Origin of the sequence: Paenibacillus sp. FSL H8-0122 (assembly GCF_038005345.1) — a bacterium.
GTDB lineage: Bacteria > Bacillota > Bacilli > Paenibacillales > Paenibacillaceae > Paenibacillus_AQ.
In genome coordinates, this window is the sequence record NZ_JBBOTB010000001.1 from 6,571,091 (window position 1) to 6,594,003 (window position 22,913).

Consider the following 22,913-nt stretch of genomic DNA (forward strand, 5'->3'; position numbering starts at 1 on the left):
TGCTTATATAAGCCGACATCACATACAGGCCTATTATAGCACATCCTGTGTTAAATACTAAATAGGATACACAAAAAAATGTCCCGGTGGGACGATATTCGGCCAACCCTTTGCCGGCGGACTATTTTCTCATTTAGCGTATCCATAACAGGACGTCCCCAAACTATAAACTTCTAAGCTAGCTGCATTGGTCAATCGACTTGTTGTGCAGATGCATATTGACGGCAACGCGCATCTCATCAATATCAAACGGCTTGGTAAAATGCATCAGGGCCCCCAGCTTGGTCGCTTCCTTAATCATGTCCAGTTCTCCGTAGGCCGTCATCATAATGACCTTGATCGCCGGATTAAGCTCCTTCAGATGCTTGAGAATCTCGAGTCCGTCCATCCCCGGAATTTTCATATCCAGCAAAACCATATCCGGCGATTCGTTCCTGACAATGTCCAGCGCCAATTTCCCGTTAGCTGCCTGAAAGGTGGCATAACCTTCACTATTGAATACTTCCATGAGAAGAATCCGGATTCCATTCTGATCGTCGACGATTAACACTTTTTTCTTTTCCATACGTTACCCTCCCAGAGTTTAAGGCAGATTGTCCATACCGCGCCCTCTCAACAGCTAACGGCCCCGCTTCAACTTAGTCTATACGAAACCTATTATTCGTGCTTTGCAGCCAAAATCCTGCTAATTGGCTAAAATGCGTAAATCTATGCCATATAAAGGAGGAATTCCGGTGAAAAAGCGGGAATACAGTCCCCTTGCATTCCGGGAGCTATTATGCAAAGGAGGTTTTGTCAAAAAGAAAGCCCCCGAACCGGGAGCTCCCACAGGCCTGTCTGGCCTATTCATTCTATAGTTACATTTGCTCGGAATGTGTAAGCGAGGCTTTGACAAATTCACGGAACAGCGGCTGCGGACGGTTCGGACGGGAGGTGAATTCCGGGTGAAATTGCACGGACAGGAACCACGGGTGACCCGGCAGCTCGACAATCTCCACCAGACGTCCGTCAGGGGAGGTACCGGAAATAACCAGACCTGCCTTCTCCATCTCATCACGGTAAGCATTGTTGAACTCATACCGGTGACGGTGACGCTCATAGACCAGCTCATCGTCATAGCAGGACATAGCCAGGGAATCCGGCAAAAGCTTGCAAGGATACAGGCCGAGGCGCATCGTGCCGCCCATATCTTCGATATCCTTCTGCTCTGGCAGAAGGTCAATCAGCGGATGCGGAGTCGCAGGATCGATCTCGGAGCTGTTCGCTCCTGCCAGTCCCAGCATGGAACGGCCATACTCGATGACAGACACCTGCATTCCCAGGCAAATGCCGAAGAACGGAATGGACTGCTCCCGCGCATAGCGGATGGCCGAGATCTTGCCTTCGATTCCCCGGTCACCGAAACCGCCTGGAACCAGAATGCCCCCGATGCCGCCCAGCAGCTCATCCACATTCTCATCCGTCACCAGCTCTGCATCGACCCACCGGAGCTTCACTTCGGCATTGGAGGCAAATCCGGCATGGGACAAGGATTCAACCACGCTCAGGTAAGCATCGTGCAGCGCCACATACTTGCCGACGATAGCAATCTCAACGGTACGCTCCAGCTTCTGGATCCGCTCCAGCATGCTCTCCCATTCGCGCATATCCGGTGCAGGAGTGGTCAGCTTCAAATGATTGACGACAATCTCATCCAGACCTTCGTCGCGCAGATTCAGCGGCACTTCATAGAGCGTCGCGGCATCGCGGCATTCCACAACGGCGTTCGCATCAATATCACAGAACAGAGCCAGCTTGGCTTTCATATCGTCGGTGAGCGGATATTCCGTACGGCATACGATCACATTGGGCTGAATCCCGATGCTGCGCAGCTCCTTCACACTGTGCTGGGTCGGCTTTGTTTTCACTTCTCCGGCTGCTTTGATATAAGGAATCAGGGTTACGTGAATGTACATGACATTCTCCCGGCCGATGTCGCTCTTGATCTGGCGGATGGCTTCCATGAACGGCAGACTCTCGATGTCGCCCACGGTGCCGCCGATTTCGGTAATGACTACATCGGAGCCGGTCTCACGGCCTGCACGGAAGACGCGTTCCTTGATTTCGTTCGTAATATGCGGGATAACCTGTACGGTTCCCCCTAAGTATTCCCCGCGGCGTTCTTTGCTGATGACCGAGGAATAGATTTTGCCTGTGGTTACGTTGCTGTTCTTGGACAGGTTAATGTCAATAAACCGCTCGTAATGCCCAAGATCGAGGTCGGTCTCCGCACCGTCATCGGTTACGAATACTTCCCCGTGCTGATAAGGACTCATTGTTCCCGGGTCCACGTTAATGTAAGGATCGAATTTCTGGATCGTTACCTTGAGACCTCTGTTCTTGAGCAGTCTGCCCAGCGAAGCAGCGGTAATGCCTTTGCCAAGGGAAGACACAACGCCACCCGTTACGAAAATATACTTTGTCACTCTAAAACCCTCCTAAATAAAGTCCAGAAATTCAGGGGACGCTTGATGCTTATCGTATCCCTTTTTTCCATCATCCAACCGGGGAACCCGAAAGTTGCTTCCACCCGCCAAAATTCAAGGCCGGCAGCCTGGGAATCGCGGAAAACCGCAGCTTCTTGGCATACAAATGAAGCGAAGCCTATTCCTTCTTATCTTGTAAAAAAACAAAAAAGTGACACCCGTAGACCCGGGGCACTTTTTATTTTCGAAAACAATATTAACTTTCATTATAAGCCCATGCAATAGTTTACTCTGAGCGTCCCGCCCCTGTCAAGGGAGGAATTGCGCGCTGCAAAGACTGTTCTAATATTTATCTTCCTCGTCCTCATCGTCGGCATCGTCTTCTTCGCCGTCTTCGGAATCTTCATCATCCGATTCGTCTTCGTCAATGTCGTCTTCATCGATGACTACATCTTCGTCAACTTCCTCTTCGCTGTCGTCGTCGGAATAGAGGTCGTCGCGATCTTCGTCAATCGCATCGAAATCCTCTTCCTCGGCAGCATAATTCTCTTCTTCATCGGTGAAGTCGTCATCTTCCAGATCGTCGTCTTCGTCGTTGATGATCCGCACACGCTTGGTGTTGCCGACAGGGTCATCGGAGCGTTCGAGCGGGTACCAGCGCTTCAACCCCCACAGGTTGGTTCCGACACAGGCAAAACGTCCGTCAATATTAATCTCGGTATATAGCTGGGCGATCGTATCTTGGCTCTCTTGATCGGTCAACCCGCGCAGCTTGGCAACCTCCACCATCAGATCACGGTAGTAGTAAGGCGTATTGGCTGCCTTAAGCACCAGGAAGGCCAGGTCTACCATCGGCATTTCTTTTACTTTCTCAGGGTCCAGCTTTAAATTGAGTGGCGTACTCACTAAAGGACACTTCCTCTCACGCATTGTTCACATTCAATCATGCTTCATTCATGATATCCATTAACAAAACTAAGTAAAACCTATTTGCGGGTAAATTGCAAGTCTATTGCAGCAAGATCAGGGAAACAGGATTGGCGGTGCTTCCGCATGAAGAAGGCTTATCCACCTGGACAGGGCAATAAATGGGATGAGCATGGACGGGCTTTTCATTCCAAAAAGGCGGAGGGGTTACCCCTCCGCGCATGACTGTATCCACGCCAAGGATCGGCTCCTTACGGGATGTTGCAGGGCGCCTCGCGGTTCCCTCTGTTTATTTTATGTAAACTCCAGCCTTTTGACACGATGGGCAGCCTATTTCGTTAAAAAAGGGCAAGTTCCCATTCGGACGCCATCCCCCTTTCATACAATATGGCAGCACGGCACCGAGGAGGGGACGGCGTAACCTATGGATTATTACGGATTTTGGCAGATGCTGCTTGAAGAAATGAAGGCTGCCTCCAAAAGTGCACCACGGCACATTGTGACCTTCAACGACCCCCGCATGTATGCCGGCGCATTGTCGCAGTGGAAATCTCTGAAGAGTAAAAAGCCTGGCCTGAGGCAGGTTCAGGTCTCTACGCTGATCCGGGCTTTTTTCGTGCCCGCCGCCGGAGCAGAGCGGCTGATGGACCGTTATGCGGATTCCCTCTGTATAGAAGAAGACCACCGGATTAAGGTTCACTCGCCCCTGGCGGACAAAAGCGGTTCCGCCCTGATGCCCTGGGGGATCAGGGCCATCCGCGCTCCGCAGGCCTGGTCCAGATCGACCGGCGTTCATGTGAAGATCGGCGTCATCGATACGGGCGTTGATTTCCGCCATCCTGATCTCAGGCATTCCCTGGCCTCCGGAGTCAACCTGCTGAACCGCGGCATGATGCCGCTGGATGACAACGGCCACGGCACGCATATTGCCGGCACCCTGGCGGCGGCCGGGGGCGCGCGCAACATGATGGGCGTAGCTCCCCGGGCGCTGCTCTATCCGGTCAAGGCCTTCGACCACAACGGCTCCGCTTATGTGTCGGATATTGTCCTTGGCATCGATTGGTGCGTGCAGAACAAAATCGACATCATTAACATGAGCTTCGGGATGAGGAACCGGAGCAAGGCTCTGCATGATGTGGTAATCAAGGCCTACCGGGCCGGGATTGCCATCATCGCTTCCGCCGGCAACGACGGCAAGCGCGGCGGGGATTACCCCGCGCGCTATCCGGAGACGATTGCCGTTGGCGCTCTTGACAGAAGGCAGCGCGTCGCGGCCTTCAGCAACCGCGGACCGTACATCGATGTGTACGGTCCGGGCGAGGGCATCCCCTCCTGCTGGCTGCGGGAGGGGTACAAGGAAATGAGCGGCACCTCCATGGCGACCTCCCATGTCACCGGTGCCGCGGCCCTGCTGCTCGCGCTGCGGCCGGGGCTGTCGCCCCGCGAGCTGAAGCTGCTCTTGCGCCGCACCGCCTCGCCGGTGCGGCTGCGCAAGGGCCAGCGCCGCGCATCGCTGGGCGGCGGGGCGGCCGATGCGCTGCGGCTGCTGCGCGCAGGCATCCGGGCCCGGCGCGCCAGCAACGGGGCTGGCGGCAGCGCAGCCGGTGGCAGCGGCGCTGGCAGCGGAAGCAGCAGCGGGGCGAAGGCCGCTGCGGCGGCAAAGGTGTAAGGTACAGCAGCATGACAAGACCAAAAAACGCCGCCCCCAGAAAATAGGGGCGGCGCTTTCCAAGTATAGTTACATCCGGTCCGGTGCAGTAACACCAACCAGCCGCAGGACATTGGCAATGGCCGTCCGTGCAGCGCCCAGCAGGGCAAGGCGGGCTACCGTCTGAGCAGCATCCTCAGTGATTACGCGCTCTGCCTTGTAGTAGCTGTGGAACAGCGAAGCCAGGTCGTATACATAGCGGATCAGCCGGTGCGGCGCATAGCCCTCGGCGGCAATGGTAATCTCCGCAGGCAGTTCACCGATTTTGCGGAGCAGATCATATTCATGTGCGGCAGTCAGCTTGCTGTAATCAATCTGGGCTGCATCCGGCACTACAATCCCCTGCTCCTCCGCTTGGCGGAATATGCTGCAAATCCGCGCATGCGCGTACTGTACATAGAATACAGGGTTCTCATTGGATGTCGAAATCGCCAGATCCATGTCAAAGTCCAGATGCGAATCCATGCTGCGCATGGTGAAGAAGTAACGGATCGCGTCGATTCCGACTTCCTCCATCAGGTCTTCCATCGTCACGGCTTTGCCGGTACGCTTGGACATCTTGACCTTCTCGCCGTCCTGGAACAGGCTGACCATCTGGGCGATCAGCACCACGAGCTTCTCGGGATCATTGCCGAGCGCCGCCATAGCCGCCTTCATCCGTGGAATATAGCCGTGGTGGTCGGCTCCCCAGATGTTGATCATCGTGTCGTAGCCGCGGCCGTATTTGTCGCTGTGATAGGCGATGTCCGGTGTGAGGTACGTATACGTGCCGTCGTTCTTGATCAGCACGCGGTCTTTATCATCGCCGTATTTGGTGGTCGCAAGCCAGGTGGCGCCTTCCTTCTCATAGACTTCTCCGCGCTCGCGGAGCTCATCCAGCGAACGCAGCACTTCTCCGTTCTCATAGAGGGAGGTTTCACTGAACCAGATATCGAAGTTGACCCGGAACCGGCTGAGGTCACGTTTGATTTTGTCGAGCTCCTTGGCAAGCCCGTAGGTACGGAAGAATGCCGCCCGGTCGCCCGGTGTCATAGCCAGCAGAGAGTCGCCCTTCTCCGCCACCAGCTCCTTGGCGAAGCCCTTGATATCCTCTCCATGATAACCGTCCTCCGGCATCTCGGCCGGCTGGCCCAGCTCCTGCAGGTACCGGGTCTCGATGGATAAGCACAGATTGGCGACCTGGTTGCCGGCATCGTTAATGTAGTACTCCCGGGTCACGTTGTAGCCGGCATAATCCAGCACGTTGCACAGGGCATCGCCGACCGCAGCGCCGCGGGCATGTCCCAGATGAAGGCTGCCGGTAGGGTTCGCGCTGACGAACTCCATTTCTACACGCTTGCCCTGGCCTATGTTCACACGGCCATAACCTTCACCCTGCTCGGCCACAAGTGCGATCACGGGGTAGAGATAGCTTTTGGACAAAGTGAAGTTAATGAAGCCCGGTCCGGCAATCTCCGCCTTCTCAATAGAAGCGCGGCCCGTATCCAGATGCTCTATAATCGCCTCGGCGATCTGCCGGGGGTTACGCTTAGCAATCTTGGTCAGCTGCATAGCAGCATTGGTGGCCATATCTCCATGGGCCTTGTCCTTCGGTACTTCCAGCACAATGGCCGGCAGCTCTTCGCGGGACACCAGACCTGCGGCTACTACCGCATCGGCGATGGCCTCCTTCACCCGTTCATGGGCAAGCTGGAGCGGATTTAAAGATTGTGTCATGATTGTGGTTCCTCCTGTATATTCAAACTTATAGCGAACTGTCCTGATATTTCCCCGTATACGTAGAGATCATATTCCCATGAAACGGCAAGCGATCTTCCTTCGCGCTTGATGTCCAGTGTCTTCGTGTCTGTGGTGAGATTGAACTGTGTATAAGGCGAGCGGTAGAATCCGGGCAGCGGTTGCCCCGGCTCAAAGGACTGCTCCGACTGGACAGCGCCATGGCGGATCAGCTTGATTCTGCCCTCTGAAATCTTCAGTGTGTTGCGTACCACAACTGCTGCGCCTTCGGGTGCGGTCTGCTGCTCTTCATAAATGATGTACAGCGACTGCCCCTTGGCAATAGCCTCTCCTGCAGCATGTACCACACTGCGCTCTGTGCCCTGCACACTCTCCAGCGTTACCGAAACGCCGTATTTGCCTTGCGGTCCTTCAGTCATCACACGTTCCCCGCTTATTCGTACTTGTAATCATAGAGGTCATATTCGCTTTCCCATTGTACACTATATCCAGATCAGGAGGGCATTTCAATCGCTTTTTCATCTGCCCTGGCCCTCACAGCGGCAATAACGCCACACGCTCCCTGCTGCGAAGCTGGCTGATCATCGATGTCCAGGCTTCCGGCTTGCCCTCCAGCACGACGTAATAACGGGTCAGGAAATCGGCCACCAGCGGTGCCGCGATGCTCTCCTGCTCCTCATCTCCGGGCATGAAGCAGAGGTCCAGACCGGACACCGCCTCGCCATCTCCCTGCCAGGAAGGGTGGACGTAGGGAATATCTATTCTTTTATAGCCCAAATGCGACAGAACTTCACGGCGGACGTACGGGTCCATCGGCTTAATTCCGCCAAAATCATACCCCACACGGTACGGATCATAGATCTCAGCGAACATCCCCAGCAGCTCCGTATGATTCTCAGCCGCCAGCTTCTCCAGGTCCTTCAAGCGTTGACGCGCCAGAAAACGGCCAATGCCCAGCCCTTCCCGGCCAATGATGGTGAAATCGGTCATCGCTACATTCCAGTCGGCATAGTAACGGTATTCCGTAGTGCCTACAACCTTCCCTTCATGCACCGCAGCGAACACGCGTATTCCCGGATCGGCAAGCGGCTCCTTCCACAAGCTGTACTCCAGCACTTCCTCGGGCGGAAATACATCCGACAACATCTGATGCACCTCTCTGAACAACGGGTCGGCAATATCTGTAATTCTTCTATATTCCATAGTCAAGGGATCTCCTCCAAGCGATAGGCTATATTCATTTATTGAAAAGGATTCCGCCATTCCATCAGCGCTGCGTAATTCCCTGATTCCTCGTCCTCCAGATAACCCGCGACCACACGAACCGGAGACCGGCCGCACCGCAGCAGAAAAGTAATCACCGGATCAGACCAGCTTCCGGCGATAACCCCGGCCAGATACTCTTCCGCTGTCATCTGCCCGGCCACCCGGTGATAGCCCGGCATCCGGCCCGCTCCCAGCAGCCGCTCCAGCTTCTGCTGCACGACCACATGGTATAACGACTGGACCAGCTCCTTGCCCAGACCCAGCTTGCGGTATCCGGGACGGACACACAAATCAGCGATATACAGCGTGTTCCCGCCCGGCTGATGCGTAGTGAGATAACCGTCTGCCGTAACCTCTGACCACGTATGATGATGCGCCTGCGCCTCCGGGTCGAAATTCATCAGGAATCCGGTAACCGATCCGGCCAGCTCCCCGGCCACCTCTACACATAAGGCCCCTTCCGGAAAAAGTGTCACGTGATTCAGCAGCTGCTCCCGGTTCCACCACAGCTCCGCGGGATAAGGCGGCGGGAACGCCTCGGACTGAATCGTGATCAGCTCGGTGAAGTCAGCTTCCGTATAGGAACGGATCACCGCAGGCACCGGCGTCTTGCCGTCCAGAGCGTAGAACTTCTTATAATACATCCGTTAGTCTCCCCCTTACGTCCAGTCGGTGTACAGATCGGTGCGGCGGTCACGCCACGTAGTTACAGACCCGTGTTCCCGGACGCGGTACAGCAGCTCCAGATCCAGATCGGCGGTGATGATCATATCGTTGTTGATCTCTCCTTCGGCCAGCAGACCCTGCGGAGGGAACGGAATATCATTGGGTGTGATAATCGCCGCCTGGCCGAAGTTGGCCCGCATCAGATCAACCGTAGGCAGTGAGCCTACGGTGCCGGTCAGCACCACGTAGACTTGATTCTCGATAGCCCGCGCGTGGCTTGTATACCGTACCCGGTGGAAGCCGTGGCGGTCATCCGTGCAGGACGGGCAGAAGATCACATCTGCACCCTTGGCCCGGGCCATGCGCACAATCTCAGGGAATTCAATGTCATAGCAGGTCAGCATGGCAATGGTTCCATGGTCTGTCTGGAATACCTGAAGCTCCTCACCCGCCCCCATATTCCAGCCCTCTACCTCAGCAGGGGTAATATGCAGCTTGGCCTGCTCGGCAATTCTTCCGTCCGGATAAAACAGATGGGCCACATTATACAGCTTGCCGCCGCGCCGCAGCACATGGGTCCCCCCAATAATATGTACCGCATACTTCCCCGCGTACCCGGAGAACATCTCCAGGTAACGGTCTGTGAACTGCGGCAGATCCTCTATCCCCAGCGCCTCCCCGTCCTCGCCTCCAATCGACATCAGCTGTGTCGTAAGAAATTCAGGGAAGAGGATAAATTCGGCCCCGTACTCTCCGGCCGTCTTGATATAGTGCTCACACTCGGCAGCAAACTCCCCGAAGGAAGAGATGGTGTGCAGATGATATTGTACAGCAGATACGCGAAAAGCCATGGCGGCAGTCCTCCCGGGCATGATAGTTACATGCATTTTCATAAGTATCTAAAATTTTACCATAACCGTTCACAAAATCACACAAGTCGCAGCGGGCGCATACTCCCCGGTATACCGCCGGGTCGGGCAAGTTCCGCTTTCTCTGCCAATGGTGAATATCTCCTCTCATCCTTTCCCATAATGAGGAATACAAGCAGCGGCAGCCCTCATGGGGACAGCCTGTGTTATTGCTTGAATTCGAAGGAGCCTGATACCATGACGCGCGATTCTGCCACACCCAAAGTCCGCAAACGCCGCTTCCGCCTGCTCTTTCGGCTGCTGGCCGTCTCCGCCCTGCTGTTCCTGCTGGCAGCCGGCGCTCTGCTTGGATACCTATATCAGAAGCCGCTCCCCCCGCTCGGGGATGATGTCCGCTCCAGACTGCTTGACGCCAGGGGCAATGTGATGACCACCTTCACTACAGACGGCCGCAGCCGCGAGCCTGTTGAGCTTAACCGGATCTCCCCGCTGCTCATCAAGGCCACGCTGGCTGTGGAGGACCGGAAATTCTATAATCATATCGGCTTTGATCTCAAAGGCATGGGGAGAGCGGTACTCGCCAATCTGGAGGCGGGCAGACGCACGCAAGGGGCCAGCACCTTAACCCAGCAGCTCGCCCGCAATCTGTACCTGACCCATGAGAAGACCTGGACCCGCAAGGCCAAGGAAGCGCTATATACTCTGCAGCTGGAAATGAAATATTCTAAGGATGAAATTCTGAATATGTATTTAAATGAAATCTACTACGGACACGGGGCTTACGGAATCGAGGCTGCGGCCCGGATGTATTTCGGTAAAGCTGCCGCAGATCTGGATCTGGCGGAGAGCGCCCTGCTGGCCGGAGTGCCCAAGGGACCCACCTATTATTCTCCTTATAATCATCTGGACAGCGCCTTGAAGCGTCAAGGCATTATCCTGGCCGCCATGGTTGATACGGGGGATATTACCGAGTCGCAGGCACAGGAGGCTGCTAAGGAGCAGCTGAAGCTGAGTCCTCAGGGTCAAAAGGATACCACGGTGGCTGCACCCTATTTCCGCGATTATGTGCGCAGTCTTGTGATCGACAGCCTGCATATCAGCAGTGACGAGCTGGACCGGGGCGGGCTGAATGTCTATACAACGCTTGACCCGGATATGCAGCAGGCTGCGGAAGCGGCGGTGGATCAGGGGATGGACCACAGCAGCGAGCTGGAGACGGCCCTGGTCTCCGTTGATCCCCGCACCGGCTATGTGAAGGCTATGGTCGGGGGCACGAATTACCGGACCAGCTCCTTCAACCATGCGCTGGCGAAGACGCGCCAGCCCGGCTCTTCCTTTAAGCCGATTATGTATTTGGCGGCGCTGTCGACCAAAGAAATGACCGGCTTGTCCGTCTTCAACAGCCAGCCGACGCTGTTCCATTATGATAACAACCGCAAGACGTACCAGCCCCGGAATTTCGGGGATAAATATCTGGGAGAGATTAATATGCGGCAGGCCATTGCCGCGTCCGACAATATCTATGCAGTGAATACTATTATGAAGATCGGGGCAGATAAGGTCGCCGCTATGGCGGCCGCCATGGGGATTAACAGCCCGCTGCAGAGCGTTCCTTCGCTGGCGCTGGGAACCTCGCCTGTCAGCCCGCTGGAGATGGCCTCAGCCTTCGCAGTGATTGCCAGTGGAGGAGTGAAGCAGCCGGTCACTGCGGTCCTGAAGATCACGGATGCGGGCGGACATCTTCTATATGAAGCTCCGCAGCCAGAGGGTCAGCCCGTGGTTGAGCCGGCAGCGGCTTATGTGTTAACCCGGCTGATGGAGGGGGTCTTCGAGAGCGGAGGCACCGGGAACCGGGTGGCCTCGATGATCAAGCGTCCGGTTGCCGGCAAGACCGGCACTACAGATACCGACGGATGGATGGTCGGCTTCACGCCTGAGCTCTCAACCGCCGTCTGGGTGGGATACGATAAGGGCCGCGATATTGCGACCACCGACGGCAGACGGGCAGCACCTATCTTCGCCGGATTCACGGAAAAAGCACTGGAGAATGTGCCGCCGAAGATTTTCCCCATTCCCGATGGCGTAGTCAGCGTATATGTCGATCCGCTGTCCGGCATGCTGGCTACAGCAGACTGTCCGGAGAAAAAGCTGGAGACCTTCATCAGCGGCACAGAGCCTACCGGATATTGTGACCAGCATAGCTCCGGTGAACCCGGTGCTTCCGGAAGCACCGATCCTTCCGCTCCAGCCGATCCGGTCAAGGAAGATCATTCCCTATGGAACAATATCAAGCGCTGGTGGATGAACTAACTAACCGGGGATTGCCGCTCCCCGCTGTCTGCGTTACGATGGGGAGACTGGCAGAGGCGTACGCCCGCCTAACTCCGCCGCAGGAAGGTGTGTCATCCATTCATGAAGCCGAATCATTCCGGCAGCCTTGAGCCGGACGCGCCACAGCTGCTGCAGCCTGAGCTCTATAAGCTCGCGGCAGTTGAAGCAGCGCCGCGCCTTCTTGGCCAGCATCTGGTCCGCCGCACAGAAGACGGGGACATCCGCTGCCGTATTGTGGAGACAGAGAGCTATGGAGGCGCTGAGGATAAAGGCAGCCATGCGTATGGCAGCCGCCGGACCGCCCGTACAGAGGTCATGTTCAGCGCCGGAGGCGCAGTGTATGTATACCTGATCTACGGCATGTACCATTGCCTGAATGTCGTAACTGCCGCTCAGGACGAGCCGCATGCCGTTCTGATCCGGGCAGTAGAGCCGCTTACGGAGAGGGATACCGAGCTTATGACGGCATATAGAGGAGTTGCCGTGAGGAAGCCCTCGGACCTCTCGGGCGGGCCGGGCAAGCTGTGCCGGGCGCTGCGGATTGACAAGAGTCTTAACAATACCAGGTTCGATCTGCCGGAAGGCCCGCTGAGCATCGAGCAGGGGGATGACCCGGAGTCCCTGGATATTGTCGAGGCCCCGCGCATCAATATTCCTTATGCGGAAGAGTATGCCGGGCGCCCCTGGCGCTTCTATCTGAAGGGCAATCCTTATGTCTCGGTCAGCGATCCGCAGGCACAGCCCCACAGGCTGGTCTAAAGGCCTACACCGCTGTTTCGGCTGTGGTATATTGGGTATTAATAAGAGAACCCTAATCAGCCTCTCCCTTGGAACTTTCCAGGCGGAGAGGTTTTTCTTCTATATTTTGATCTCCGCACCCTTAGGCGCCAAAAAATGATAAACACTCCTATAAAATGACAATAAATCCCCCTATTTGTATACGCTTCCCCCGTTCTCTAAACTTACAATTACTGCTATAATCATATATATCTACAAAAAATATAAAGATGTAAATGAGGGACATGGGATGAAAGATACAGGCATGATCCGAAGCTTAGACAGTCTCGGAAGAATTGTGGTTCCCGTAGAAATCCGCATGACACGTAATATTGACATTGGGGATCCTATCGAATTTTTTATACTGGATGAGGATATCATCGTCCTCCGAAAGTACACCTCCACAGAATGCACTTTTTGCAGAAGTCTTGATCATGTGACCTACTATAAGGATCAGTTCATTTGCAACACCTGTCTGAAGGAGCTTAGTGACCCCGACCGCGGATCAGAACCCATCCATGTCTCCCCAAGTTCAGCAGAAGAGCATCCCGAGCCAGCCCGCGGGGGCCGGAGAAGCAAGACCGAAGAAATGAGTCTGCGTCTTATGAAAGCGATCGAAGATCATCCGTATGCCAACCAGAAGGAGCTTGCCGAGGTTCTCGGCATCAGCCAAGCCAGAGTCAGCCAACTCAAGCGCAAGCTGAACACTCCCGGCAGAACAGATCCGCAGTAACCGTTATCCATTCATCCCTGCTTAGACATCAGATAAGGCTTGGCCCCGTCGGGGCCAAGCCTTAATTTTTGGGCGAAGCATATAACCTGATCTTCTATTCCGATAGCGCAGCTTTCAGCTCCTCAGGCGAAGCGGCCCACCACTCTTCATTATGGGCCATCAGCAGTGATTTCAGCGCTGCCCGCTCAGTGCTTCCAAGTCCATCCAGAATAAGCTTGCGCTTCAAGGCCGCATCCAGCTTATTGACATGATCCGCAAGAATCTTCCAGCCGCGGCGCGCTTCGGTGTCAATCCACATCTCACAGGCGGTAATCCCGCCGTAGAACTGTCCCTCCGGGGTACGGTCCACAGCCACCCATACGACCCATACCTGTCTTCCCGCCGGGACATCCTCACGGTTCATAGAGAACTTGATTCCCTTCTCCACTTTGCTCTTGGCATGCATGGCACCGATATCGATAACGGCGATACCCTGATCAATAATGACAGGCGATACATTGTTCAGATCAATCGAGCCTGCACCGAAGCCCTTATGCTTGGCTCTGGCGTTCACAATATTCAAGGCAATTTGTTTTTTGCCCTCCGGTTGTACGTTATCCACATGTGCACATCCTTTCCATTCACTAATTATTTAATTTTAGCTAATAATGCGGCGATTGCAAACATATACATCCCGTAGATGCTTGTCACGGGAGGAATCATAGTATGAAGCCACATTCATTAAGGTATACCCTCATCTTCGCAGTCCTGGCTGTCCTCACCTTGCTTGGAGGCGGAATATGGTTTCTGTCAGGGCATAGCCCTGCCGTATGGACTGCCTCTGTTCCAAAAGAGGCCAAGTCCCCCGCCATTATCCCCCGGCAGCAGCCCGTGCAGTCCGATCTTTCAGATACGATCTACACATCGGAGACAGAGGCTTTAAGCCAGCGCGTGGTTGAATATCACATGGATGTGGAGCTCCTGCCGGGTGCGGAGACCCTGGTCGCCTCCGAGACGCTGACCTGGACCCATCCGGGCGCAAAGCCGGTCCAGGAGCTCTACTTTCATCTGTATCCCAATGCATTCTCATCCGCCGGCACCACCTTCATGAAGGAATCCGGGGGCACGCTTCGCGGTGATACCATGCCTGCAGGGGGTTACGGGAGCATTACCCTGACAGATTTGCGGACCTCCGAGGGCATTTCACTGATGCAGCGCACCCAATATGTGCAGCCGGACGACGGCAATGTCAATGACAGAACACTGCTCAAGGTCCATCTGCCGCAGCCGGTGAACGGCGGTGAGAGCGTTACGGTACGGCTTAAATTCGAGGTCAAGCTGCCGAAAATTTTCGCCCGGATGGGAACCGCTGACGACTTCGTGATGGCCGGACAGTGGTTTCCGAAGATTAGCGTCTATGAGCCTGCCGGCAGAAGAGGACTGAAGGAAGAAGGCTGGAACCTGCATCAATATCACGGCAACTCCGAGTTCTACAGTGATTTTGGAATTTACAATGTATCGATTTCTGTCCCGCCCGAGTATAAGGTCGCCGCAACCGGGTTTCCGGTGAGAGACGCCAAGGTTGTGAAGGGGCGCAAGATCTATCAGTTCTATGCAGATGACGTCCACGACTTCGCCTGGGCGGCCTCGCCTGATTTCGTGGTTGCCGAGAAGGCCTTCTCCGCGCCGCAGGTGCCCGGGGTGAAGATTAAGCTCTATCTGGACCCGCTGCATAAGCATCTCCAGGAGCGTTACTTCCAGGCGGCTGAGGCTGCACTGATGGCATTCAGCAAGTGGTATGGCCCTTATCCCTACTCCACCTTATCAATTGTTGTCCCGCCGGAGTCCGGCAACGGGGCCGGAGGCATGGAGTATCCGACCCTGATTACCGCCTTCGGCGCCACGGACACTTCACCGGGCACCTCCCTGGAGCGCACGATCATCCACGAGATCGGGCACCAATATTTCTACGGCCTGGTGGCCAGCAATGAATTCGAAGAAGCCTGGCTGGATGAGAGCTTCACCTCTTATGCCGAAGACCGGCTGATGGAACAGGAATACGGTGTGGTCTCCAGCCTCCCGCTGCAGTCCAGCCTGGTCTCCTCTTCACAGCCGCTTAAGCTGGAGACCTGGAAATACACCGGAGATGATGCCTACACGCGCAATGTATACATCCGGGGCAAGCTGGTGCTGAAGGATATCGAACGCATCGCCGGGACCAAGAATATGGACGCCATCCTCGCCGCCTATGCCCGCAAATACCGCTTCCAGCATCCGACCACCGCCGACTTCCAGAAGGTTGTGGAGAAAGTGACCAAGCAATCCTGGCAGACGTATTTTGAGCGGTATGTCTATAGCGGGGGGGCACCCGACTTCGCAGTTGACGATATCAGGCTTACGGTTAAACAAGACAACAGCGACAGCGGGGGGAGCCGCTATAGCGCTGTGGTCGATGTAAGCAATAAGGGCAGCCTGTACCCCGATGTTCCCGTGAAATTCACCTTCGCAGACGGGTACACGGTGCAGCAATACTGGAATGGCGAGGGTAAGGCTACCTCCTTTGAATTAACGTATAAAGCGCCGCTGGTCTCCGCAGAGATTGATCCGGGGCATTCCATTCTGCTGGAGAGCAGGCATCTTAATAATTTCAGAATGGCGGAGCTTGAGCCGCGTACACTCTCCCGCTGGACGCTTAGTGCATCAACTCTGCTTGAAACCCTGCTCGGAACTCTTGTCTGGTGAGGTGAAGGAATGGTGAAAAGCTCAATTGCCCGCGGTTGGATCAGCATGAAAGAGCAGTTCTATATATTGATCCTGCTATTTATTTACCGGCTGTTCTGGGGATATTTCCTGTACAAATTCATTAAAAGCGCGGTTGTCCCCGTCCTGCTCCGCTACCCGGATGCGAACGCCGGCGGCAGCGGAATAGGCAGGCTGCTGTATTATATCGAGGGGCAGACCGCGCTGCGCACCGACCCCGCCGTCCAGCACTGGCTGTGGATGCTGCTTGCGCTGACAGTGCTAAGGCTGCTGGTGACTCCCTTTATCCGTGCAGGGCTGCTGCACGAGCTTCACCAGGAGCGCGCCGGAGCGCGGGGACTGTTCTTTTTTCCCGGAATGAGAAAATATGGGCTGCCGGTGCTGGTGTTCAGCCTCGTTGAATGGGCGCTAACCCTCCTGCCGCTCTATTGGCTGCTTCCGCGTATGTACCGTCATCTGCTCAGCGGCGTTCTCGATGTACAGCTCCTGCTCAAGCTGGTGCCTTATGTACTGGGCTGGCTGCTCTATCTCTTCCTTGTCCGCAAGCTTCTGCTCTATATGCAGTTCGGCTATACCGCAGGTACCGGTATGTTCTCCTCGCTGCTGATCTGCCTGAAGGTGCTGCTGCCTTCCATTGGTATATCCATCGTTCTGGGGGCGGGAAGCCTGGCCGTCATTCTGCTCTGCAGCGCCTCTGCTCTGTTCTATCCCGGTTTGCCGGCCCTTATGCTCCGCCAGGCAGCTCCGCTGCCCTCCACGCTGTTCAATATGTGGGGGATCGCTGCCCAGTACCACCTCTGGTCCAGTAAATCATTTCCACAATAATAAGCTGCTGAAGCGGCATACTAAAGAGAGTCACAGCCCCTCTATCCGGGAGCAGGACTCTTTTTTGCTTGAACGGAGGACAAAAGCATTTGCAAAAGGCTAAATCCTCTGATACAATGATGGCTGTACCAGTAGTAACAAAGTTGTAATCTTTCAAGCAAAATCTTCCGTAACTATTGCAATTTAAGCTATGCCGATAAGTCACTGTTCTGGTGCACAAAACGCCGAATTCCCTGCACCGGGAAGTGGGGGAACCATATTTTGGGTGAATTGATCTCGCTTTAGAGGGGTCATAGGGGAACCTTCTACCGAATCCTTAAGCTAACCTCGCAGGCCCTGGAAGGAGTACATCTTTTGATTAGTCAGAATTTCAAGAAAAAATGCACCGCAGCAGCGCTGGGTCTTGTGATGGTATTCACACTCGGAGCGGGCAGTGCCTTCGCAGATTCCAAAATGGATACTGTGATTTCAAAAACCATTGGAACGTCGTATAAAACCGGAGGCACAACCACCAGCGGCTTCGACTGTTCCGGATTTACCAAGTATGTGTTCAAGAATGTCGGGCTTACCTTGCCCCGCACCTCCAAAGCACAGTACAAAGTTGGAACAAGTGTATCCAAGAGCAACCTGCGTTCAGGTGATCTCGTGTTCTTCAATACTCTGGGTAACGGAGTGTCCCATGTCGGTATTTATGTTGGAAACGGGAAGTTCGCACAGTCCTCAAGTTCACGTGGTGTAACCATCAGTTCGATGAGCCAGTCCTACTGGGCCAACCGCTACGTTGGCGCCAAACGAGTAATGAGCACAACAGCCTACCAAGCTGTCGCTTACGATTGAACCCTTGAAGCATACCCCGAATATTTCAGCCTCTAACAACTAAATGTAACTTATACGAGCCCGGGATGATTATTGCCGTAATCATTTCCGGGTTTTTCCTTTTCCTTATTCTACCTTTTACACCGAATTCGCAGCCTTGAAACAGCATTTTCTTGCAAAAATAAAGAAATTATCATATAAATTAACCCCTGCGCATAGATATGAGTCTTTCGAAAGGGCTATAACTCTAAAAAACAGCAAAAAAGATGCATTAATATGTTATAAGTGATTGCCAAGCGCCTTAGTCTTTGTTACAATTATCGCAGTGATCTTTTAGTAACATTTTTGTAATTATTGAATCGCTTTTAACAAAGGTTTTGTCATGTATTGAATGAACCGCTAATCCTAATCAACAGTCGTGCCGAGTTCCCTAATGAATTAGGGAAACGGGGGAACCACTTTGGGTGAATTGACCTCCTATTCTAAGAGGGGTCATAGGGGACCTTCAACCGAACCCTTAAGCTAACCTCGTAGGCATTGGAAGGGGTATTTACTTTTGAAGAAGAAGCTAGCAGCCGCAGTACTAAGCTTGTCCATTATCTTCACCATCGGAGCAGGAAGCGCTTTCGCGGATTCCAAAATGGATAAAGTGATCGACAAAGCCATCGGAACCAAATACGTGTCCGGCGGTACATCAACTAACGGGTTTGATTGCTCCGGATTTACAATGTATGTTTTTGATAAGATCGGCATTAACCTGCCCCATCAATCCGGCTCCCAATATCAGATGGGCTCTGCTGTATCCCGTGACGAGATGAGACCGGGCGATCTTGTATTCTTCAATACAAGCGGTAAGGGCGTATCCCATGTCGGTATTTATGTTGGTGACGGCGAATTCGCCCATGCCTCTTCCTCACGTGGTGTAACCATCAGTTCGCTGAGTGACAGCTATTACGTCAACCGCTACGTTGGCGCCAAGCGAATCATGAGTACAGATGCCTACAAGACTGTAGCTTCGGATTCCCAAGACAACGATGATGTACAATAATCCTTTGTAACCTAACGCTCTTTTCCGAGATTTTTGCCGAAATCTTGGAGAAGGGCTTTTTTTGTCTATAAAATTACTTACCCGTCTCTATATTTGTAAAACACCGATTCTGCACTTTCGGAAAATATATTTTGGCGTTTGTCAAGTTTCTGTATTTCCGCAAGGAATTTGCGTCGAAACTCGCTGTTTTTGTATATAATTAATATAAAGAATGATAAGAATAAATTGATTTCCCCTGGAAGGAGGCCTCCCCTAATGATTAGCTCCCCGCTAACCTTTTACGTGGTGCCTATGGAGCCGCAGCATGCCGCTGAGATCTGTGAGTGGAGCTACAAGCCTCCGTATAATATTTACGGCTGGATGTCCTGGGAGCAGATGCAGGCGCTGGGCGTGGAGTTCGGAGACCCGCAGCTGCGCAGCGAGCAATATGTGTCGGTAGTGAACGGACAAGGCGTTCTGTGCGGCTTCGCCCAGCTCTTTCCGATGGAGGGGGTAGTCCGGCTTGGAGTCGGAATGCGGCCCGATCTGTGCGGTCATGGAATGGGGCATCTGTTCATGAAGGCTATTGTGCAGGCAGCACAGGCCCGTTACCCGGAACGCGAGATCGATCTGGAGGTGCTGACCTGGAACCAGCGCGCCATCCGCGCCTATCAGAAATGCGGGTTCACCATAACAGATACCTATGAGCGCCGTACCCCGACGGGCAATAAGCCTTTTTATTGCATGGTCTATGAGGAATAGCACCGGAGAATGAGGTGTTTTCAAAAAAATGGATCATTTGTGTTCATTTTTTTGACACACATACTATGATAACGCTTCACCATCCGCTATAATGGAGTCAGCAGCTTACATGGAGGGACGGATGCAGATGCAGAAATGGATCATGAGCGGTTTGTTTTTTGCCGCCTGTGCCTTTGCAGTAATCTTAATGTTTACCTTACCCGGTAAATCCGAGGTGGCGGAACAGAACAAACCGACCATGCCGGAGGTTGTGCTGGACGCTGCGGGCGCAGAAGCCACAGTGAAGGCCAATTGTATCTCCTGCCACGGTGACCAGCTTCAGGGCGGGGCGGGGCCCAGCCTGCAGCAGGAAGGCACTTCACATGACGCAGCTCAGATCTACAGCATAGTCACCAAGGGCCGCGGACAGATGCCCCCCTTCAAAGACAGGCTGGCCCCTGAAGAGATTGCGAATGTAGCCCTATGGCTGGCCGAGAAGAAATAATCCGCAACCTGTACTCACACCATGCTCCTTATTCTAAATGTATAATGCCCGTGACGAGGATAACGAATGATCCTTGCACGGGCATTTTCTATTGATCAGATATTCCTGTTGTCTCCATAGGGGCCTTGTCCTCTAGCGGGTCTTCTCGAATGCCTCATTAAATTCATGCGCCTGGCGGAGATCAAGCTTCTCCACATCTGCAGCCAGCCGCAGAACAACCGTCTTGTAATCAATGGTGATATGCGGGTGATGGTCAAAGGCCTCCGAAATTGCCGCTACCTCATCCACAAAGGCAATTCCCTTCATATATTCACTGAACATATATTTGCGCACCAGCCTATCCCTCTCCAGCTTCCAGCCCTCAAGCTTGCCGATCTGCTCCTGCAGTTGTTCCTCAGTTAATTGCAATTCGTTTCCTCCCTTGCTAAGTTAACGGTTCCTTCAGCCTGCTCTTCTTCTTCAAATAAAACATCCCTCAGCTTCTGAAAGTCCAAGGGATGTGCCAGGCCAAAGATTTTTGATTAAATGTATTCTGACATCCCGGAAATTAGTACTCCACTTCCAATTTTAACATGGCCGGATGCCCGGGACAAACCCGCTGCCGCATTTTCCCCCTGCTTTATACAAGAACGACCGAAGCCAGATCCTCATCACCCAGCAGAATATTAATGCGGTGTGTTTCTTTATCGTACATCACAACTCCGCTGCCCACCTGAATGACCGGCTCGTTGCCCAGCGCGTAGAACAGGTCTTCTGCAAGCGCCTCCCACACCTCCTGCCTCGATTCCTCCGGCAGATTCGTCCACTCTTCAGGCTCCATTTCAAAAAAAATGTACCCGTCTGCAATCCGTCCAACGGCTCCTGTCAGTTCAACCAGAATTTCACCGTAATCCCTGCCATGCTTAACTCCCACATCAATCACTCCGTTTTCTTCGCTGATGAATAATAACCTACCTTATCTATTATAGCCGAAAAAATCACTTCACAAAAAAGGGAATGATGTCGATAAAGAAGAATATACGTGATTTGGTTACGAACAGAGTGTTCTCCCGCGGTTCAAGGACGAATTAGCGGTTAGTCGATCACTTCTTAATTCTCATGGACGAGGTGCATAAATGGAAATCTCAACAATTCTAGGCCTGGTGTTTGGTCTGATCGCAGTAATCTGGGGGATGATACTCAAGCATGCTCCGCTTGCAAGCTTGAACAACCCCGCTGCCTATGTCATTATTTTTCTTGGCACGGCTGCCTCTATCTTCATGGCCTTTCCGATGTCGGAAGTCAAGAATTTCCCTAAGCTGTTGAAGATCCTGTTTACGAAGAAAAAGATGGTCGGTAAGCCCGAACTGATTACCATGTTCATGGAATGGGCATCCATTACCCGCCGCGAAGGGCTGCTCGCTCTGGAGTCCAATGTCGATGAAATTGAAGATAACTTCCTCCGTAACGGCATGCGGATGATTATTGACGGCAATGATCAGGAGTTCGTCCGTGATGTATTAATGGAAGATATTCATGCCACTGAAGACAGACATAAAGCCGGAGCCTTGATCTTCTCCCAGGCTGGGATGTATGCCCCTACACTAGGGGTACTCGGGGCTGTTATCGGGCTGATCGCCGCCTTGGGGGATATGAGTAACATGGACGTCCTGGCCCACGCGATTGCCGGTGCCTTCATTGCAACCCTGCTCGGGATATTCACCGGTTATGTCATGTGGCATCCTATGGCGAACAAGCTGAAGCGGATATCCAAACGCGAGATTGAAGTCCGCCTGATGATGGTCGAGGGTCTGCTCTCCATTCAGTCCGGGGTGTCTACCATTGCCATTAACCAGAAGCTGTCCGTCTTCCTGACTCCGTCCGAGCGTGCCAAGCTTAGCGAGAAGGAGGGGGCTTCCAGTGAGCAAAAAGACTAGGCATGAGGAACATGAAGAGCATGCCGATGAATCCTGGCTGCTTCCCTATTCTGATCTGATGACCCTGCTTGTTGCTCTGTTCCTGGTTATGTACGCCATGAGCGCAACGGACGCCGTGAAGTTCCAGCAAATGGCTGAAGCCTTCAATTCAGCGCTCAGCGGCGGCGGCGGCGTCCTGGAGTACCGGTCGGATTCCCCGACCAGCACCCAGCTGGACCAGGGCAAGCAGGATAAAATGAACAATGTGATTGCCAAGAACACCGGCACCTCCGATCTGTCCAAGCTCCGTGCCAAAGAGCAGGAGGATCTGGAGAAGCTGAAGAAGCAGTTCGACCAGTACATCAAGAACAACGGGATGAATGACTTGCTTAGCACGAAGCTGAATCAGTCCCAGCTGATGATTACGATTAGTGACAATGCCCTGTTCGCTTCGGGACAGGCTATAGTGAAGGACGAATCCCGCCAGCTGGCCAAGTCGATCTCTAACATGCTGCAGCAATTTCCCGATTATGAAGTATTGGTACAGGGGCATACCGATAATGTTCCGATCTCCAACAGCACGTACTCCTCGAACTGGGATCTTAGCGTAGATCGCGCCCTTGAGTTCATGAAGATTCTGCTGCTTAATCCCAACCTGGACCCGACGAAGTTCAGCCCGACCGGCTCTGGCGAATACCACCCCATCGCTACCAATGCTACGGCTGCCGGGCGGGCCAAGAACCGCCGGGTTGAAGTATCCATCCTGCGTAAATATAAGGACGCTGCTGCGGAGACAACGGATGTCTCTAATGTAACAGCTCCCTGATAGTTATAAAACAAATAAGAGCTGCTTCGAACGGCCCTACCAGGGTCTATCGGAGCAGCT

General features: G+C 53.7%; 25 protein-coding genes and 2 riboswitches. Of the genes, 14 read left to right on the top strand and 11 right to left on the bottom strand.

Annotated features, from left to right (window positions below; translation table 11 throughout):
- Positions 1-178: 178 nt before the first annotated feature.
- Positions 179-565, bottom strand: a complete 387-nt coding sequence (locus NSS64_RS28060) for a response regulator (protein ID WP_340945658.1) — start codon at positions 563-565, stop codon at positions 179-181.
- Positions 566-857: 292 nt separating this feature from the next.
- On the bottom strand, positions 858-2,465 hold the full coding sequence (locus NSS64_RS28065) for a CTP synthase (protein WP_340945661.1): 1,608 nt from the start codon (positions 2,463-2,465) through the stop codon (positions 858-860).
- 45 nt (positions 2,466-2,510) lie between these two features.
- Here NSS64_RS28065 and NSS64_RS28070 point away from each other — a divergent pair, with 45 nt between their 5' ends.
- A complete protein-coding gene (locus tag NSS64_RS28070) occupies positions 2,511-2,750 on the top strand; it encodes a hypothetical protein (RefSeq protein WP_340995256.1) in 240 nt (79 codons plus the stop codon).
- Positions 2,751-2,807: 57 nt separating this feature from the next.
- Here NSS64_RS28070 and rpoE read toward each other — a convergent pair whose 3' ends face one another.
- Positions 2,808-3,371, bottom strand: coding sequence for a DNA-directed RNA polymerase subunit delta (rpoE, locus tag NSS64_RS28075; RefSeq protein ID WP_339312211.1), 564 nt, complete (start codon positions 3,369-3,371; stop codon positions 2,808-2,810).
- A gap of 445 nt (positions 3,372-3,816) precedes the next feature.
- Between rpoE and NSS64_RS28080 the strand changes: the two genes are divergently transcribed.
- A complete protein-coding gene (locus NSS64_RS28080) occupies positions 3,817-5,061 on the top strand; it encodes a S8 family peptidase (protein WP_341142277.1) in 1,245 nt (414 codons plus the stop codon).
- Between the two features lie 69 nt (positions 5,062-5,130).
- On the opposite strand, the gene argS is transcribed toward NSS64_RS28080, so the two are convergent.
- The 5 genes from argS to NSS64_RS28105 all read right to left on the bottom strand — a co-directional run bounded on the left by argS (position 5,131) and on the right by NSS64_RS28105 (position 9,620).
- Complete coding sequence (gene argS / locus NSS64_RS28085; RefSeq protein ID WP_341142278.1) at positions 5,131-6,816, bottom strand: arginine--tRNA ligase; 1,686 nt, start codon at positions 6,814-6,816, stop codon at positions 5,131-5,133.
- Positions 6,813-7,256: a DUF1934 domain-containing protein gene (locus NSS64_RS28090; protein WP_076084844.1), complete on the bottom strand. Its 444-nt coding sequence runs from the start codon at positions 7,254-7,256 to the stop codon at positions 6,813-6,815. The genes argS and NSS64_RS28090 overlap by 4 nt, the downstream gene beginning before the upstream one ends.
- A 115-nt stretch (positions 7,257-7,371) precedes the next feature.
- Positions 7,372-8,040 carry a GNAT family N-acetyltransferase gene (locus NSS64_RS28095; protein ID WP_341142279.1) on the bottom strand — a complete coding sequence of 223 codons (669 nt, stop codon included), beginning with the start codon at positions 8,038-8,040 and terminating at the stop codon, positions 7,372-7,374.
- 38 nt (positions 8,041-8,078) lie between these two features.
- Positions 8,079-8,747: a GNAT family N-acetyltransferase gene (locus NSS64_RS28100; protein WP_341142280.1), complete on the bottom strand. Its 669-nt coding sequence runs from the start codon at positions 8,745-8,747 to the stop codon at positions 8,079-8,081.
- Positions 8,748-8,762: 15 nt separating this feature from the next.
- Positions 8,763-9,620, bottom strand: a complete 858-nt coding sequence (locus NSS64_RS28105) for a carbon-nitrogen hydrolase family protein (protein ID WP_340945672.1) — start codon at positions 9,618-9,620, stop codon at positions 8,763-8,765.
- A 255-nt stretch (positions 9,621-9,875) separates the two neighbouring features.
- Here NSS64_RS28105 and NSS64_RS28110 point away from each other — a divergent pair, with 255 nt between their 5' ends.
- From NSS64_RS28110 to NSS64_RS28125, 4 genes are all read left to right on the top strand, one after another.
- Positions 9,876-11,948, top strand: coding sequence for a transglycosylase domain-containing protein (locus NSS64_RS28110; protein WP_340945675.1), 2,073 nt, complete (start codon positions 9,876-9,878; stop codon positions 11,946-11,948).
- The gene (locus NSS64_RS28115; protein WP_340945678.1) at positions 11,915-12,079 is read left to right on the top strand and encodes a hypothetical protein; all 165 of its coding nucleotides are present in this window, start codon (positions 11,915-11,917) and stop codon (positions 12,077-12,079) included. Before NSS64_RS28110 ends, NSS64_RS28115 begins: the two co-directional genes overlap by 34 nt.
- Complete coding sequence (locus tag NSS64_RS28120; RefSeq protein ID WP_341142281.1) at positions 12,051-12,728, top strand: DNA-3-methyladenine glycosylase; 678 nt, start codon at positions 12,051-12,053, stop codon at positions 12,726-12,728. Before NSS64_RS28115 ends, NSS64_RS28120 begins: the two co-directional genes overlap by 29 nt.
- A gap of 268 nt (positions 12,729-12,996) precedes the next feature.
- Positions 12,997-13,479, top strand: coding sequence for an AbrB/MazE/SpoVT family DNA-binding domain-containing protein (locus NSS64_RS28125; protein ID WP_340945684.1), 483 nt, complete (start codon positions 12,997-12,999; stop codon positions 13,477-13,479).
- Between the two features lie 94 nt (positions 13,480-13,573).
- Here the strand turns inward: NSS64_RS28125 and NSS64_RS28130 are convergent, their stop codons facing one another.
- Positions 13,574-14,080: a YwhD family protein gene (locus tag NSS64_RS28130; protein ID WP_340945686.1), complete on the bottom strand. Its 507-nt coding sequence runs from the start codon at positions 14,078-14,080 to the stop codon at positions 13,574-13,576.
- A gap of 104 nt (positions 14,081-14,184) precedes the next feature.
- Between NSS64_RS28130 and NSS64_RS28135 the strand changes: the two genes are divergently transcribed.
- From NSS64_RS28135 to NSS64_RS28160, 6 genes are all read left to right on the top strand, one after another.
- Entirely contained in the window at positions 14,185-16,200 is a 2,016-nt protein-coding gene (locus NSS64_RS28135; RefSeq protein WP_340945688.1) for a M1 family aminopeptidase, read from the top strand.
- A 9-nt stretch (positions 16,201-16,209) separates the two neighbouring features.
- Positions 16,210-17,043 (top strand): hypothetical protein, encoded by an 834-nt coding sequence (locus NSS64_RS28140; RefSeq protein WP_340945690.1) that lies wholly within the window; start codon positions 16,210-16,212, stop codon positions 17,041-17,043.
- Between the two features lie 212 nt (positions 17,044-17,255).
- A riboswitch (cyclic di-AMP (ydaO/yuaA leader) is annotated at positions 17,256-17,394 on the top strand.
- Between the two features lie 57 nt (positions 17,395-17,451).
- Positions 17,452-17,880, top strand: coding sequence for a C40 family peptidase (locus NSS64_RS28145; protein WP_340946785.1), 429 nt, complete (start codon positions 17,452-17,454; stop codon positions 17,878-17,880).
- Positions 17,881-18,268: 388 nt separating this feature from the next.
- Positions 18,269-18,411: riboswitch (cyclic di-AMP (ydaO/yuaA leader) on the top strand.
- Between the two features lie 4 nt (positions 18,412-18,415).
- The gene (locus tag NSS64_RS28150) at positions 18,416-18,907 is read left to right on the top strand and encodes a C40 family peptidase (RefSeq protein WP_340945692.1); all 492 of its coding nucleotides are present in this window, start codon (positions 18,416-18,418) and stop codon (positions 18,905-18,907) included.
- A gap of 255 nt (positions 18,908-19,162) precedes the next feature.
- A complete protein-coding gene (locus tag NSS64_RS28155) occupies positions 19,163-19,648 on the top strand; it encodes a GNAT family N-acetyltransferase (protein WP_340945695.1) in 486 nt (161 codons plus the stop codon).
- A gap of 127 nt (positions 19,649-19,775) precedes the next feature.
- Positions 19,776-20,132 carry a c-type cytochrome gene (locus NSS64_RS28160; RefSeq protein WP_341142282.1) on the top strand — a complete coding sequence of 119 codons (357 nt, stop codon included), beginning with the start codon at positions 19,776-19,778 and terminating at the stop codon, positions 20,130-20,132.
- A 132-nt stretch (positions 20,133-20,264) separates the two neighbouring features.
- Here the strand turns inward: NSS64_RS28160 and NSS64_RS28165 are convergent, their stop codons facing one another.
- Positions 20,265-20,540 (bottom strand): 4a-hydroxytetrahydrobiopterin dehydratase, encoded by a 276-nt coding sequence (locus NSS64_RS28165; protein ID WP_036698917.1) that lies wholly within the window; start codon positions 20,538-20,540, stop codon positions 20,265-20,267.
- Between the two features lie 211 nt (positions 20,541-20,751).
- Positions 20,752-21,045, bottom strand: a complete 294-nt coding sequence (locus NSS64_RS28170) for a hypothetical protein (RefSeq protein ID WP_036698940.1) — start codon at positions 21,043-21,045, stop codon at positions 20,752-20,754.
- Positions 21,046-21,247: 202 nt separating this feature from the next.
- Here NSS64_RS28170 and motA point away from each other — a divergent pair, with 202 nt between their 5' ends.
- Positions 21,248-22,048, top strand: coding sequence for a flagellar motor stator protein MotA (motA, locus tag NSS64_RS28175; RefSeq protein ID WP_036724422.1), 801 nt, complete (start codon positions 21,248-21,250; stop codon positions 22,046-22,048).
- The gene (motB, locus tag NSS64_RS28180) at positions 22,032-22,853 is read left to right on the top strand and encodes a flagellar motor protein MotB (RefSeq protein WP_341142283.1); all 822 of its coding nucleotides are present in this window, start codon (positions 22,032-22,034) and stop codon (positions 22,851-22,853) included. Before motA ends, motB begins: the two co-directional genes overlap by 17 nt.
- Positions 22,854-22,913: the final 60 nt, after the last annotated feature.